Consider the following 15945-nt stretch of genomic DNA (forward strand, 5'->3'; position numbering starts at 1 on the left):
AGGTTTTTAAGCGTTGCCTGATATTAATGTTTTTATTTTGTTAATTTCATTTTGGCGGCTTTGGAAACGAAGGTTTAATCCATCTCCTACGTTCTTCACGTTCCAGACTGATTTTTTTTAAACCAGTTGAGTTACTACTCCAACTGGGTAGAATTCAGCCCGAATTTAGCATGACTCGAACTCTGAAATTAATTCTGAGCTTTTGATCATGCTGCTTTGCATCACTGCTGGAATGGATTGTTTATTGTTGGAGTATTTAATTCCGGCAAGGGTTTTTATTATCTAGATTTTTATTATCTATCTTGGAAATTAAGTATATGGATATCAGTATTTTTGGACTTGGATATGTCGGAGCTGTGTGTGCCGGTTGTTTGTCGGCCCGCGGCCATAAAGTGATTGGTGTCGATGTGTCTTACACCAAGATAGAACTCATCAACAAGGGCATGTCGCCCATCGTGGAGCCCGGATTGCAGGAATTGCTGCAAAAGGGCATCAAGGGCGGATTGCTGAGCGGCACCACCAGTATTATCGACGCTGTGCTCAATACCTCGGTCAGTTTTATCTGCGTGGGCACCCCGAGCAAGCGTAACGGCGATTTGGATCTGGTGTACCTCGAGCAGGTATGCGAGCAAATCGGTATGGCGCTGCGGGACAAGCGCGAACGCCACACTGTGGTGGTGCGCAGCACAGTGTTGCCGGGCACAGTGCATAACGTCGTTATTCCAATCCTTGAGCGTGCTTCAGGCAAAAAAGCCGGCGAAGGTTTTGGTGTTGCGGTTAACCCTGAGTTTCTGCGTGAAAGCACCGCCATCAACGACTACGACTTCCCTGCCATGACAGTAATTGGCGAGTTTGATACCGAGTCGGGCGACGTGCTTGAAACCCTGTACCGCGACCTGGATGCACCGATTTTCCGCCGCGATATCAAAGTGGCCGAGATGATCAAATACACCTGTAACGTCTGGCACGCCGCCAAGGTGACCTTCGCCAACGAGATTGGCAATATCGCCAAGGCCTGTGGTGTCGATGGCCGCGCCGTGATGGACATCGTCTGTCAGGATCACAAGTTAAACCTGTCCAAATACTACATGAAGCCCGGCTTCGCCTTTGGTGGTTCATGCCTGCCCAAAGACGTGCGCGCCCTGACCTACCGCGCCGGTCAGCTCGATGTGGCTCACCCCATGCTTGCCGGCCTGATGCCGAGTAACGCCTTGCAGGTGCAGCGCGCCTTCGAAACCATCGCTTCTTACGACAAGCGCCGCGTTGCTTTGCTTGGTCTGAGCTTTAAAGCCGGCACCGACGATCTGCGTGAAAGCCCGCTGGTTGAACTGGCCGAGAAGCTGATTGGCAAAGGTTTTGAGCTGCAGATTTTCGATGAAAACGTTGAGTATGCCCGCGTGTTTGGCGCCAACAAGGAATACATCGAATCCAAGATCCCACATGTGTCTTCACTGCTCAACAATGATTTCGACGCCGTGATTAACAATGCGGACGTGATTGTGATTGGTAATGGCGATGCGCGTTTTGCCACCCTGGCCAATCATGCACCCGAAGGCAAGCGAGTGTTTGATCTTATTGGTTTTATGCACCAGCCAAGCCATGGAAATCTCGAAGGCATTTGCTGGTAAACCCGCTGTCGGCAGCCTGGCTGCCGCAGATTTCAGTCAATCCAGACAAGGACTAATGTCATGATCCCGCTGATTCTGTCCGGTGGCACAGGCACAAGGCTGTGGCCGCTGTCCCGTAAGCTGTTCCCCAAGCAATTCCACGCACTGACCGGCGAACACTCGCTGCTACAGCAAACCATGCTGCGTCTTGGCAGTGTGGAGCTGCAGGCGCCGATTGTGGTCTGTAACAGTGAACACCACTTCATTGCCAGCGAACAACTGGCTCAGGTGCACCATGCGCCGCAGTTGATGGTGCTGGAACCCTTTGGCCGCAATACCGCGCCGGCGGTAGCGCTGGTGGCCATGCATCTGCTGGCGCAGGGCCGCGATGAGATGCTGCTGGTACTGCCTGCCGATCACCTTATCAAGGATGAAAACGCTTTTGCAGCCGCCGTTGCCGAGGCTGGCAAAGTGGCTGAGTCTGGCCAGCTTGCGCTGTTTGGCATTCGTGCGACGCATCCTGAAACCGGTTATGGCTACATTCGCGGTGAGTCGGTGGGTTTACTCGGGCAGGCTCAGCCGGTGGCCGAGTTTATCGAAAAGCCGAATTCACAGCTCGCCGCGCAGTTTGTCGAGCAGGGCAACTACTTCTGGAACAGCGGCATGTTTATGTTCCGCTGCAGCGACTTTATCGAAGAGCTGGGTAAGTATTCGCCGGCGATTCTGCAGGCCTGTAACGACACTCTGGCTGCCAGCAAGCACAAGTCCCGCGTGCTCAATATCGATGCCGATGCGTTCCGCCATTGTCCGGACGATTCCATCGACTATGCGGTGATGGAGCATACCGCCAAGGCGGTGGTTGTGCCTTTTGCCGGTGGCTGGACCGATGTGGGTTCCTGGTCGGCGCTGCGTGAAGTGCAGGCGCAGGACGAAAACCGCAATGCCTGTCGTGGTGATGTGCTGCTCAAGGACTGCAACAACAGCTACATCCATGCCACCAACCGTCTGGTGACTGTGCTTGGTATGAGCAATGTGGTGGTGGTGGAGACCAAGGATGCGGTGATGATAGCCCACGCCGACCGCAGTCAGGACATCAAGACAGTGGTCAATACCCTGGGTGCCAGTGGCCGTGATGAGGTCAACAGCCATCCGCAGGTGTTCCGTCCCTGGGGCTCTTACGACTCAGTGGACCAGGGCCGCCGCTTTCAGGTGAAACGCATTACGGTGCAGCCCGGCGCGCGCCTGTCGCTGCAAAAGCACCATCACCGTGCCGAGCACTGGATTGTGGTGTCCGGCACCGCTGAAGTGACCTGTGATGACAAGGTATTTCTGCTGACCGAAAACCAGTCGACCTACATCCCGATTGCGTCTGTGCATCGCCTGGCTAACCCAGGGAAAATCCCGCTTGAAATCATCGAGGTACAGTCCGGGAGTTACCTGGGTGAAGACGATATCGAGCGCTACGATGATATCTACGGCCGTGCTCCAGGCCTTGAACAGCGCCAGGAAATGTAAGCCCCATGCATGTGTCCAGTTTGAGCCCATGGCAAGCCAGGCTGCGTAAAATCAGCAGCTGGGCCTGCCTGTTTGGATTGATAGCGCTGGCGTCGACCCTGATTGACCCGGCCTATCTCGACCCGGCTCACCATAAGTTTATTTTGCTGATAGGTGCAGTGGGCCTGTGGCGTTACTCCAACGCCTTTATCCATTACCTGCGCGGCATGTATTTTCTGCACTGGCATTTTCCCGGGCTTCGCAGCCGGGTGGATGCCATGGGCAAGGATGCTTTGCCATCGCACATGTACATGGTGGTCACCAGCTTCAGGATCCCGGCCGAAACCACCTACAAGGTGTATCGCTCGGTGTTTGAAGAGCTGATGGCGATTGAGGTGCCAAGCACTGTGATCGCCTCCATTGTGGAGCGGGGGGATGAAGACTTTATCCGCCAAATTCTGCAGGAAGTGGATGGCGGGGAAGGGCGCATTCAGCTGGTGGTGGTGCGGGCGCGCGGTACCGGAAAACGCGACGGCCTCGCCCATGCGTTCCGTGCTCTGTCGCGGCGTATGCCCACCTCGGATGCGGTGGTCGGCGTGGTTGATGGCGATACCATCATGCTGCCCGGCTGTATCGAGAAGGCGGTGAAAGTGTTCGCCGCCCTGCCCAATGTGGGCGGGGTCACCACCAACGAGTTTTGTGTGGTGGAGGGCGGCCGTCTAATCAAGGAATGGCACACCATGCGTTTTGTGCAGCGCCACATCAACATGTGTTCGATGGCGCTGTCGCATCGGGTGTTGACCCTGACCGGACGGCTGTCGTTTTTCCGCGCCGAGGTGATGATAGATCCGGATTTTATCAAGGACGTGGAGGCCGATTTTCTCGAGCACTGGCGCCTTGGCAAATTCCAGTTTTTGACCGGGGATGACAAGTCGTCCTGGTTTTCGCTGATGCGCGGCGGCTGGGACACCTATTATGTGCCCGACAGCCACACCCTAACGGTGGAGCATCCGCCCGAGGGCAACTTTTTTACCGCGACCCGCACCCTGATGTACCGCTGGTACGGTAATTCGCTGCGCCAGAACTTCCGTGCCACCAAGGAGCTTGGCCTGCGCCGGCTGGGGCTGTTTGCCAGTTATGTGCTTTATGACCAGCGGGTCTCGATGTGGACCTGTCTTGCCGGCCTCACCGGCTCGCTGCTGGCGGGGCTGCTGTTTGGTATTCAGTACCTGCTGGTGTACCTGTTCTGGATCCTGGTGTCTCGAACCCTGGTCACCTTAACCTTTTTCCTGACCCGGCATCCGGTGGACCCTTTGTATCCCTTTGTTCTGTATTACAACCAGATAGTGGGATCGGTAATGAAGGTGTACTCCATGTTCCATATGGATCAGCAAAGCTGGACCCGGCAAAAAACCACACTGAACAACCAGTTAAATCTGGATGTGCGCATGAATCGCTGGACCTCGAAAGTGGCTTGGTTATCGTCCATTGCCATTTTCTTCGGGGTGATTTCCGCACTGCTACAACTGACTCAACGTTAAACAAGGGATTGAGATGAGTATTGCCTTGCCTGCCACCGCGGTGGTGCACGAAGCCATAGATGAGCGCCAGTTTGTGCGCGCCAAACTGCCTGCCAAAGTGATGTTGACCGACACGGATGAAAAACGGCACATCCCCTGCGAGCTGCTGGATATTTCGCTGGGCGGACTTGGGCTCAGCTGTAAAGAGACTCTGACCGTCAACGGTGTCTATCGGGTGCTGATCATCCTGTCGATTAAAGGGGTAGACCTCAATATCAAGGGTCGCATCACTGTGCTCAAACAGGCCGACAATAAAGTCGGCGCCCGCTTTGTCGATATGGAGCCGGAGCGCACCGATATTCTGCGTTACATCATTTCCGCTTATATGTCCGGTGAAATGGCCGACGTGAACGGCCTGTTCAATGTGATGCAGCGGGAAAACTACATTAAGGAGCGCAAGCAAAAGCTCCAGCATGTGCGTACCCCGTGGCAGCGCGCCAAGGCGCTGCTGGGCACCCTGCTGTTTTCACTGCTTGGATTGGGTGCCATCGCCTTTGCCGCTTATCAGGCTTACGGGCTGTTTTTTCGCTTCCCCGCCGCCGAGGCGCGGGTGGTCAGTGCCAACCATGTGATAAGCGTGCCCGACAATGGCGTGGTGAAGTATCTGCTGCCCGCCGGTGCCACCGAGGTCAAGCAGGGTGAGCCGCTGCTGAGCGTGTCATCGCAGCTTGCCAGCCGCCTCACCAGCGCCAACGACCTTGCCGTCGTCAGCCAGCTTTCCAGTGCCGATGCCAACAGCCTGCTCGGGCTTGCCAACGTCGAAACCGTCATCGCCAGCCCCTGCGACTGCGTGCTGTATTTCCCCGAAGGCCGCAAGGAAGGCTTTGGCTACAAGGGCGATGTGCTGGTGCACCTGCTGCCCAAAGATGCCGCTATGCTGGTGGAGGCCAGTGTGCCCTACAGCCAGCTTGAAGCCCTTGGCTCGGTAAACCGGATTGAGCTGCAGGTGTATGGTGATGAGCGCCGTATTCAGGGTGAAATCTTAAGTTCGGTGACCGATGTCGATACCCAGCGGGTGCGCCTGACTATCAAACCCGATGCGCCTTTGGCCAGCGCCGCCTATCTGAAACCCGTGTGGGTGCAGTTTTCCCAGGGGCTGGCGTTACCGGCAAACCCACTCGGCTAAGGCACAGGCGTGAATATGGACATTCAACCGAGGCAAAACCGCCTCATCGGCCTTAGCCACCCGCTCAAAACTATGCTGAGCAAGGCGCTGGGCGCAGTGCTGGGGGCGGCATTGCCGCTCTCGGTTGCCTTCAGCGGCCCGGCCGCCGCCCTGAGCCTTGAGCAGGTTCGCTATGCCCTGTATCAGGACCCTGCCGCTCCTGTCACCGGCGCGCTGGAGCAACTGGCCGCCGATGGCGACACAGGCGCCATGCTGATGCTGGCTAATCGCTTGCTGCAGACCGAAACCGACGACAGTACGCGGATTATTGCGCTTTATAAACAGGCATTTGATGATGGCCGCGGTGAAATGGCGGCCCTCAGTGGGCTGGTGCGGCTTGTGGAGATGTATCCGCATCTGCAATCCAGCCAGCGCAGTTACTTTGAGCGGGCACTAAGGCTCTACAGCCATGACCGTGATTTGGCATCGGTGGCGGCCACGCTGGACGTTTCGCTCCTGTACCCCGAACTGGTGGCAGACAAGGCCACGTTGCTGGCGCTGTACGGGGCTGCCTGTGTCGAGAATTGTAAAACCGCGTATTTTGCAGCGGTTCACGCCGCCCATAACGGCGACACCGAGCTTGCGTTGGCACGCTTTCGCGACGCCATGAGCTACGAGCCCAAGGCGGTGGAGCGTTACTATCAGGCGCTGAATGAGACTGACAGGGACAACCTGTTTCGCCGTTTTGCGGACGACCTGAAAACGGCAACGCCGCCGGTCAGCGCCGAGGTGGCGCTGGCCACGGGTAAGGTACTCGACCGCATCGCCGACATTAAGCGGGTTGATGAGCAGTTGGCAGAGCTCGCCCGCCGGGCCGCCGAGGAGCGGGCAATAGCGCAGGCACTTGCCCGCGGCGAGCCTGCGCCTGAAAAGAGCCAGGCTGTGCCTGAAAAGAACGAGGCTACCACCGATGAGCTGGCGCGCGCCCAGCCCGAGTCTGAGCAAATTCGCGCCGAAGGTCAGTACTGGATTGATCAGGCCGTATCGGCCGGGCTCTTGGATGCCATGATAAGTCAGCTGTATTCAATGACATCCTCACCCGAGTCGTACAGTGGCGATGAAGCCTTTGCACTTATCCGCGACATCGAACGGCAAGACCCACTTCAGGGCAGGCGCCTGCGGGTGGCGGCGCTGATGGTGATTGACTGGCCAACCCTTGACCCCGAGGCGGCCCATAAGCTAATCCAGCAAATGATTGCCGAAGGTGATGCCCAGGGCGAGCTGCTGCTTGCCGACCTCTACAGCCGTGGCGGCCTCGATGAACCGGATCAGCAGCGTGCTCTGACGCTGCTCAAGCAACTTGCCGACAAGGGCGAGCGCACCGCCATGCATCGGATGGCGGGTATCTATACCTATGGCCGGGCGATTTGCCGCGATTACGAGCAGGGTTATCGCTATGCCCTGATAACCCTTGGCATGGGCGGTCAGCGCGCCATGAGTATCGTGCGTTTTCTCGAAGGTCAGCTCGATAGCGACACAATCAAGCGGGTGAAACAGGAAAGCGCCCGTTATCTCAAGGATTTGGAGAGTTTATGAGTCAGTTTGGCAAATGGGCCGGATGTGCCCTGATGCTGTGGGGGGCGCACGGCTTTGCAGCGCCCATGTCGGCCGAACCTGTTAGCAGCGAGTGGGGCCACAAGCTGTCTGTGCAGGGCGGTTATGCTCCCCGTGATGGCGTGCTTGGCGCCAGCAGTGATGATTTCTACAGCCTGCGCTACGAGCCTTCGTTCAACTGGTACAGCCCGGACAAACAGTGGCACAAGTGGCAGGTTTTTGCCCGTGGCTGGCTGGCTTACGATGAAAACGCGGCGCTGGTGCAGGAGCAGGACGATGCCAGAACCGACGGTTTCAATGCCGAGCTGCGGGAGTTTTTCGTCCGCCGCCGGCTCTTGGGCGATGACCCGCGCTTTGCGCTGACGCTGGGGCGGCAACGTTATTCTGACCGTCTCGGTTTGTGGTGGGATGATGCGCTGGAGTCGGTGCGGTTCGATTATCAGGGCAGCACCTCCGAGGGCTTTTTGGCACTGGGCCAGAAGCTTGCCAGCTACAACACCGACATTGACCATCTGAGCGACGCCGATGACGAGGTGCTGTATGCCTTCGGTGAATACGCCCTTCGCTGGAGCAGCCGTCACTGGCTCGGTGGTCGCGCCATGCTGGAGCACGACCATTCAGATAAGGACATTGAAGATCGCCGCGATTATCAGGGCTACCGGCTGGGGCTGTTTGCCAAGGGCGATGCACCGCTTGGCAGCCTGCTGCTGGATTATCACTCCGAGTTTGCCTTTATCGATGGCGAGCGCGAGCAGTATCTGCAGCGCCAGTGGCAAAGCGTCGATGTTCAGGGCTGGGCCTGGCTGTCTGATGTCGGGCTGCAATGGTCGCAGCTCATCCTTAAGCCCCGGCTGTCGCTGCAGTGGGGTTTGACCGACAAGCCGACCGCAGCCGATGACGGTTTTTTCCAAAACCGGATTCAGTCTGACCGGGTGCGCGAAAACGACGACTTCGGTACCCGTTTGGTGAGCTCCTTCTTTCGTCTTGAAGTGCGCAACCTTAAATATGTGGGCCTGGGTTTACGGATCGAACCGGCTTCCCGTCAGGAACTTAACCTGCGGCTGACCGATTTGCACCGCCAGACCGACTTGCTGCCGGGGGCGCTGCGCACCGAGCAGGAGATGGGCAGCGGTACACACCTTGGCCAAATGCTGGATCTGCAGTGGTATTGGGAGCAGTTTCCCAGGGCCTTTAATGGCCGGGTGCAGCAGCTCAATCTGCTCGTTGGTGCCGGCGCGTTCTTTCCGGCCGATGCTATGGGCGACATGGACACCCAGTACCAGCTGATGCTGGGGCTGACTGCGCGCTACTGACGGAGTCGGCCCGATGGTTTTCAGTTCCAACGTGTTCCTGTTTTTGTTTCTGCCGGCTTTTCTGGCGCTGTACTACGCCGTGGGCAGCGCCTGGCGTTCGCTGGTGATAGTGCTGGGCAGCTACCTGTTTTATGCCTGGTGGCGGCCTGACTTTTTGCTGTTGTTTGTGGCCATTACCCTGTGGAATTTTTACCTTGGCAATGCCATCCGCAAACAGCAGCAGGCCGGCAATAAGCGCCGTGGCTGGCATTTGTTGCTGCTTGCGGTCATCGGTAACCTCGGCGCGCTGGCGTACTTCAAATATGCCAATTTCGGGATTGAGCTGGTGGCCACAGTGCTGGCGCCGCTTGGGATAAACACCTTCACCCTGGAAACCATCATTCTGCCGCTGGGCATTTCGTTTTATGTGTTTCAGGCTATCAGTTACACGGTGGATATCTATCGCAATCAGGCCGATCCCGCCCGGAATCTGCTGGATTTTGCCGCTTATATCTCGTTGTTTCCCCAGCTGATTGCCGGGCCTATCGTCAGATACAAGCTGGTGGATTTGCAGCTGCGCGAGCGTGAGCACTCCCTTGAGCTCTTTTCCCTCGGCGCCGGGCGGTTTATGCAGGGCTTTATCAAAAAAGTGCTGATTGCCGATTCGCTCGCCCCCATCAGCGCCGCCTTTCTGGCAGAGCCTGAGCCGCAACTGCTGGACGCTTGGTTTGGCCTGATTGCTTCGACCTTGCAGCTGTATTTTGATTTTTCCGGTTACAGCTGTATGGCGATAGGTTTGGGGATGATGATGGGCTTTCGTTTCCCTGAGAACTTCAACCAGCCCTTTATGGCGCAGAGCATTACCGAGTTCTGGCAGCGCTGGCACATTACCCTGTCGGAGTTTTTGCGCGATTACGTGTATTTCCCGCTGGTTCGGGCCAAGGTTGCCGGTGCCTTGTCAGCGTTGGTGTGGACCATGTTTCTGTCGGGGCTTTGGCACGGCGCCAGCCTGGCATTTATCTGCTGGGGGCTGTTCTTCGGGGTCGCCATGGTGCTTGAGCGTCGGCTTGGGATTGCCACCAAGGTTGGCGGTCAGTACCGGGTGCTGCGGCATCTGCGGGCTTTTTTGATGCTGAATTTGAGTATGCCGCTGTTTTTCACCGGTGAACTGGGCCATAGCTTTGAGGTTTACAAGGGGCTGCTGGGCATCAACGGCATGGGCTCGCTGCAGGGTTACTACTATGGCGTGTCGTCGTTGCCATTGCTGTTTGTGGCGGTGGCGCTGCTGTGGTTGCTGCTGGCGGGGCGCAGTAACTACCGTTTTTATCATCGGGGCGAGCAGGGATATTTGTTCCAGAATGTCGCCGGTTTGCAGGCGGTGTTGCTCTGGGGCGGGTTTGCTCTTGCACTGAGCCGGCTTGCTGCCAATTCATTTTCGCCGTTTTTGTATTTTCAGTTTTAGGGTGGTGACATGTATCCGGTGATGACCAAAGCGAGTCGCTGCAATGGGGTGCTGTTTATTTTGATGCTCTCGGCGATGTTTCTCTATTCGGTGCCTTCGCTGCTGCGCTTTACCGATACCCAGCAACTGGCATGGGACAAGTTCAGCGAAGGTGAGCTGCTGCGTGAGTTTGAGCAGTTTTACGATAAGCAGCTGTTTTATCGGGATGCGGCTATTCGTCATTGGGCCAATCTGCAGTTTCATTTGTTTGGCGAGGGCGCCCGTGGCGTGGTGTTTGGCCGCGATGGCTGGCTGTTTACCGGGCAGGAGTTTTTGATCCCCAATAATTTGGATGCCAACATCGAGCGGCAGTTGGCGCGGATTGTGGCGGCTAAGACCGCGCTCGCGGCAAGGGGAAAGACGCTGGTGATCCTGCCGGTGCCGATGAAGGTGGATATTTACCGTGGGCATGCGCAACGGGCGCCGTCGGCGGTGCAGCTTGGTCTGTATGATGATTTTGTGGCTCGCCTGCGCGAGTTGCAGCTGACTGTGGTGCCGGTGCGGCAGGCGTTTTTGGACTCGGCGGCGACCGAGCTTTTGTATGTGCCCAATGACAGCCACTGGACCCCGGCGGGTGCGAGGCTGGCGGCGGCCGAGCTTGGCAAAGCGCTGCAATCGCAACGGGGCAGCGACAACTTTGTCACGCAGGAGCAAAGCCGCGAACAGTTTCAGGGCGATCTGGTGAATTTTCTGAAGTTTGACCCGAGCTTGGCGCCTGAGTATTTCAGGCCCTGGCTGCGGCCGGTATTTGAAACCGTGCGCCAATCCGATGCGGACGCGGATTTGTTCGCCGATGTCAGCCACAGGGTAGCGCTGCTTGGTACCAGTTACACGGCCATGGAAGCGTGGAATTTTGCCGGATTTTTGCAGCAGCAATTGGCGCAGGAGCTGCTGACCCAGGCCTATGAGGGCGCGGGCCCGTTCAAGGCAATGGATGAGTTTTTGGCCGGGGAACTTAACAACAATCCCGAGCTTGAATTGGTTGTGTGGGAGTTTCCTGTTCGTACCCTGCTTGCCGACCGGGAAGGTCAGGCAGGCACTTTTTAACTTTGTTTGGAGAAACAAAAACATGTACATGCGTAGCTTTGTACTTTTTGTCTGTGTGCTGCTGGGAGCTATGGCACAGGCATGGGCTCAGGGCGGCAATGCCGAGTTGTATGATGCCGCCGTGCCGGCCGACTCAGGCTTTGTCCGCGTGCTTAATGCCAGCCGTCAGCCGGTGATGGTAACCCTGAGCGGTAAGCGCCAACCCCAGCGGGTGGCGGCGATGCAGTTTGGCGGTTATCGCTACACCCAACCCGGCCATTATCGGCTGGAGGTGGAAGGCGCCAGCATCGAGCTGGATATTCGCGCCAATATGGCGACCACAGTGCTTTATCATCAGGGGCAGTTGCAGGGGCTTGATGATCAACTGGTGCTGGATCTGAAGCGCGCGCAGCTGAATTTCTATAACCTGGCGATGAGTGCCCTGAGCCTGAAAACCAGTGGCGGCAAGAGTGAGGTCATCGCCGCAGTGGCGCCCAAGACCAATGGTCATCGTATGGTTAACGAGCTCAAAATGGGCTTTGAAGCCTTTGACGGCGATGCTGCCGTGGGTCAGTTTGAAGCCCAGTTGCTGCGCAAGGGCCGCTCTTACAGTTTTGCCGTCATCGAAGACGAGCAGGGCAAAAACAGCATCAGTCATGTCAGTTTTGTCGATAAAGCAGAGTAGGCGGGTTTAGCGGGATGAAAACAACACTCTGGCATTGGATTGGTCTGATGGGCGCCTTGCTGGCAAGCACTGCGGCGGCAAAGGACGAGGCGGCCGCGCCATGTGACGACTTATCGTGCCTTTATTGCCCGGCAATGGAAGATCCGGCCAGCTATGCCACCGGCGAAATGAAGCTGATGAAGTATCTGGTCGAAGGAAAAGACCGCTGGCTGTTCCGCTCCGAGGTGGACTTAACCAACAGATTTGAAATCAGTCAGGCAAACCTGCACAACATGACCCGACTGGTGCAGGAGCTGCGGGAGCGCGGCACTGAGCTGGTGTTTATGGTGCAGCCAACCCGGGGGCTGATGCACAGAGACAAACTGCTGGCCGATAAGCGCCATGGCTTTGAATTTGACCGCGCCCGTGCCGAGCTGGCGCAGTATCTCGCCAGCCTGCGGGCCTCGGGTGCGCTGGTGCCGGACATATTGCAGCTGATTGATAATCCACCCAAAGAGGAATACTTTTTCCGCCGCGATCACCACTGGACTCCGGCGGGTGCCAGGGCAACAGCAGCGCTCGTCGCTGACTTCCTGCGTCAGCAGGGCGTGTATCAGTCGCTGCAAAAAAGCGCCTTTCGGACCGAGCCCGGCGTCACGCTGGTAAAGGATGGCACCCTGAATCTGGCGCTGGCCAGTTTGTGCGGTAATCATCTTGGTGCTCAATACGTTAAAGGCTTTCGTACCATTCCGGAGCAAAGCTCTGAAGAGGCGCTGTTTGCCGAGGCACCGCCGCCGGAAGTGGTGTTGGTGGGCACCAGTAACTCGGCGGTGCGAGAAGAAGAATACAAGCAGTTCAACTTCGACGGTTTTCTGAAGCAGTATCTGTCGGTGGACATTCTCAACTATGCGCTGCCCGGTGCCGGCGAATACGGCGCCCTGCAGGAGTATCTCAACTCAGGCGATTATCAGCCGCAAAAGCCGCCCAAAGTGCTGCTGTATGAGCTGCCGGCCAACTATCAGCTCAGTGAAGACCCCTTGATGTACCGTCAGCTCATTCCGGCGGTGCAGGGGCGCTGTGAAGGTGATGGGGTATTGGTCAGTCAGTCATCCAAACTCGCCGCCCTGAAACAGGGGGAGCGGGCGGAGATTTTGAGTAATCCGGCCACAGGCGCGGCCTTATCCGGCGGTGAGGATTATCTTGATATCCGCATCAGCGATAAAAACCTGCGCGACTTTTACCTTATCACTTACTACGACAACGGCAGCCGCGACAAAACCTGGATCCGCCGCGAAGCCATTGTCAGTGGCGGGCAGTATTTTATGGAGCTGAGCCGGGACCCTGCCCACAAAAATGCGCGTTTGCTGTCGGTGTTTATTGAGCCGTCGGCAGATGTCGCCAAAGATACAGAGCTGGATGTGCGCCTATGCAAAGGGTGATTCTGATGCTGCTTTGCCTGGCAGCCGGCAACGCCTTGGCGATTGAAAGCCTGTGGAGCGCCCGCGAAACCCGTGCATCCGGTTTGCTGCACCCGCCGCTGGCGGTTGGGTGCGCTGAAAAGGTGGCCAAGCCTTTTACCGACACCCTGAATTTTGAAAGTAAATACAATCAAAATGATGCGACCAAAACTGAGCGGCGGTCTGTGTCCGCTCAAACCCGTAAAGGCCGCGAGGCACTCGATGGTTTCGCCAAGGCGCAGGTGGAGTGGTTGCTTGCCTTTGAGCGGGCAGATTCATCGGATGAGGCGCAGCGGGCGCTGGCCTGTTTGAATGAAAATCTTGAGCAGTGGGCAAATGCCGGCGCTGTGCTGGCCGATGCGCCAAGCAGCAGCGGTAAAGCGGCCCGCAAGTGGTTTTTGGCGGCCATCGGCGCGGTATTGCTCAAGGCGGAGGCGCTGAGTAATGGCCGTTATCACACGCCGGATTCAGTATCGCTCTGGTTAAACCGGCTCGCCGATGCGGTGATTGCCGATTATGGGCCAAGACAATCACTCGAGTATCAGTGGTTTAATAATCACGATTACTGGGCAGCCTGGGCTGTGGCCACTGTGGCCATGCTGAATCAGCGCTCGGAGTATCTGCGTTTTGCCGAGCGCACTTTCGAGCTTGCACTGGAGCAGGGGCAGCAGGCCCGAAACGGTAGCCTGTATTGGCCGCTTGAGGTGGCCCGTGGCGAGCTGGCGGTGGATTACAGCAGCTATGCCATGGTGCCGGTTGCCTTGCTGGCCGAGACGCTGGCAGCCAACGACCGGCCGTTATCGGCCGAGCAGGCGGCAAAGCTCGGTGCGCTGGCGGATTTTGCGGCAATAGGTGTGCTGCGCCCCGGCTCGCTGGCTGAACTGACAGAAACCCCAAAGGTGCCGTCACTGCACAAGCTTAATTGGGTGTTGCCGCTGCTCAGCGTGCTGCCCAGCCATAAAATGGCAGCTGAACTTAAGGATAAGTACCGCAGCAAGCTTGGCTTTTACGGCCAGTTGGGCGGTGATTTGCGCGCGCTGTATGCGCCGATTTTGCACTCAGGAGATTGACAGTGCTGACTTTTTTCTCATCACGCCAGCTTGCTTTACTGGCGTGCTTTTTACCTGCAATGACCTTTGCCGACGCCGGGCCCGCAAAGGTGCAGCATCAGGGGCTAAAGGCGGCTGAGCAGCAGGTTCAGGCGCTGCGAAGCACAATGGCGGCGTTGCCGGAGTGGCAACTTGAGAAAGGGCCACTTCGAAGCGGCGCGGCGCAGATTTCAATTCAGCCGATGTTTGCAGCCCAGCAGGGCAGCTGGCCGTTCGAGCCCTTGGTCAAGCGCGGGCTCTTTAAACGCATTTCGACTTATCAGACCCGCCATCCGCAGATGTTGACCATAAGCCAAGGCCAGATAAGTCTGGCGCAGCTTTGCAGTCGCATTGACGACCCCAGCGTTATCCAATGTGCCGGCGATAAGGTGCAGCTGCACTATCCGCTGCTGATAGCGCCCGATGCGGCGCTGACGCTGGATAAGCTGAATCTCGTTCTTCATGGCGGCCATGGCGCCGCCATCATCAATCAGGGCGCGCTGGTCATTCGTGGCAGTAATATCAGTGATGTGGCGCTTGGTGCCTCTCAAGCGCAAGGCGCTGCGCCGGCCGATGCGGTCAATGAGACTAATGCGGCCAACTCGACTAATGCAGCCAAGGCGGGCAATTTGACCAAGGCGGCGCCGAGAGCGTTTTTGCTCTCCTGGGGCGGAAGCGAGCTGTGGCTTGAAGACTCGACCCTGACCGGCCTTGGGGTGGATTCGCATTTATCCACCGGGCTTAGCGTTGCCCGCAGTCCGCAGCAGGGCAAAGACGTGGCCGAGGCGCGTGTCACTTTGATTAATAACCGCTTTGTCGACATGTGGGTCGGGGCCGAGCTTAGCCACGCCAAAGCCCGGATAGTGAATAATCATTTTGAGCTGACCCGTAAACAGGCGCTGGATGTGAGCCAGAGCCGTGTTCTTATTCGGGGGAGTTATGTCGCGGGCACCAATGAGCAGAGCGGGATCCGCGTTCAGGGTGGCAGTGCGGCACTGCAGAGTAATAAGGTGTTCAGGGCAAACAAGGCGGCGATTGAGCTTGTCGGCGTTGCGACTGCGCTGGTGGAAGATAACCTGCTGGGCGGCGGTCCCGGCTACGGAGTGCTGGTGCAGCAGGCGGGAGTGCTGGTGATGTCCGGCAATCTGGTGGGCGCAGGCGGGCGTAATGGCATTGATGTTTCCGATGCCACGGAGCTTGCGCTGATTGACAATAAGGTCATCAGCCGCGCTGAGCATGGCATCAGTCTGCAGGCCGGAAAAGATGTGGCATCGGCATACGTTATTTACGGCAATTATTTTGAATCTATCGGCAAATCTTTGCTGCGAACCTCAGGCATCAGGCAGCTGGTCTTGGGTAAAAATACCTTTTTATCCAGTGGATTGCAGCAGGATGTGTATGCAGGCGATCTGTCGGTGCTGCAAGGCCGCTTGCTTGACCCAGAGCTGATGGAATTGCTGCGGGTCGAGTTTGATGGCGCTAACTCTGCCGCCAGCGCCAAACTCAACTGACGCGCA

At 57.2% G+C, this 15945-nt stretch carries 12 protein-coding genes; all 12 read left to right on the forward strand.

Annotated features, from left to right (window positions below):
• Nucleotides 1-317 precede the first annotated feature (317 nt).
• The 12 genes from KJI95_RS11230 to KJI95_RS11285 are packed head-to-tail and all read left to right on the forward strand — an operon-like array spanning nucleotide 318 to nucleotide 15939.
• Entirely contained in the window at nucleotides 318-1628 is a 1311-nt protein-coding gene (locus KJI95_RS11230; RefSeq protein WP_214507300.1) for a nucleotide sugar dehydrogenase, read from the forward strand.
• 60 nt (nucleotides 1629-1688) lie between these two features.
• Nucleotides 1689-3122, forward strand: a complete 1434-nt coding sequence (locus KJI95_RS11235) for a mannose-1-phosphate guanylyltransferase/mannose-6-phosphate isomerase (protein ID WP_214507301.1) — start codon at nucleotides 1689-1691, stop codon at nucleotides 3120-3122.
• Nucleotides 3123-3127: 5 nt separating this feature from the next.
• Nucleotides 3128-4642, forward strand: coding sequence for a glycosyltransferase family 2 protein (locus KJI95_RS11240; protein WP_214507302.1), 1515 nt, complete (start codon nucleotides 3128-3130; stop codon nucleotides 4640-4642).
• 13 nt (nucleotides 4643-4655) lie between these two features.
• A complete protein-coding gene (locus tag KJI95_RS11245) occupies nucleotides 4656-5807 on the forward strand; it encodes a PilZ domain-containing protein (protein WP_214507303.1) in 1152 nt (383 codons plus the stop codon).
• A gap of 15 nt (nucleotides 5808-5822) precedes the next feature.
• The gene (locus KJI95_RS11250) at nucleotides 5823-7382 is read left to right on the forward strand and encodes an SEL1-like repeat protein (RefSeq protein ID WP_214507304.1); all 1560 of its coding nucleotides are present in this window, start codon (nucleotides 5823-5825) and stop codon (nucleotides 7380-7382) included.
• The gene (locus KJI95_RS11255) at nucleotides 7379-8713 is read left to right on the forward strand and encodes an alginate export family protein (protein WP_214507305.1); all 1335 of its coding nucleotides are present in this window, start codon (nucleotides 7379-7381) and stop codon (nucleotides 8711-8713) included. Before KJI95_RS11250 ends, KJI95_RS11255 begins: the two co-directional genes overlap by 4 nt.
• A gap of 13 nt (nucleotides 8714-8726) precedes the next feature.
• Nucleotides 8727-10154, forward strand: coding sequence for an MBOAT family O-acyltransferase (locus KJI95_RS11260; protein WP_214507306.1), 1428 nt, complete (start codon nucleotides 8727-8729; stop codon nucleotides 10152-10154).
• Between the two features lie 9 nt (nucleotides 10155-10163).
• Nucleotides 10164-11240: an alginate O-acetyltransferase AlgX-related protein gene (locus KJI95_RS11265; RefSeq protein ID WP_214507307.1), complete on the forward strand. Its 1077-nt coding sequence runs from the start codon at nucleotides 10164-10166 to the stop codon at nucleotides 11238-11240.
• 22 nt (nucleotides 11241-11262) lie between these two features.
• On the forward strand, nucleotides 11263-11904 hold the full coding sequence (locus KJI95_RS11270; protein WP_214507308.1) for an alginate O-acetyltransferase AlgF: 642 nt from the start codon (nucleotides 11263-11265) through the stop codon (nucleotides 11902-11904).
• A 14-nt stretch (nucleotides 11905-11918) separates the two neighbouring features.
• A complete protein-coding gene (locus KJI95_RS11275; protein ID WP_214507309.1) occupies nucleotides 11919-13322 on the forward strand; it encodes an alginate O-acetyltransferase AlgX-related protein in 1404 nt (467 codons plus the stop codon).
• On the forward strand, nucleotides 13310-14410 hold the full coding sequence (locus tag KJI95_RS11280) for an alginate lyase family protein (protein WP_214507310.1): 1101 nt from the start codon (nucleotides 13310-13312) through the stop codon (nucleotides 14408-14410). Before KJI95_RS11275 ends, KJI95_RS11280 begins: the two co-directional genes overlap by 13 nt.
• A gap of 2 nt (nucleotides 14411-14412) precedes the next feature.
• Nucleotides 14413-15939 carry a right-handed parallel beta-helix repeat-containing protein gene (locus tag KJI95_RS11285; protein WP_214507311.1) on the forward strand — a complete coding sequence of 509 codons (1527 nt, stop codon included), beginning with the start codon at nucleotides 14413-14415 and terminating at the stop codon, nucleotides 15937-15939.
• Nucleotides 15940-15945: the final 6 nt, after the last annotated feature.

The sequence above is a fragment of the Shewanella jiangmenensis genome (assembly GCF_018596335.1).
In the GTDB taxonomy this organism is placed as follows: Bacteria; Pseudomonadota; Gammaproteobacteria; order Enterobacterales; family Shewanellaceae; genus Shewanella; species Shewanella jiangmenensis.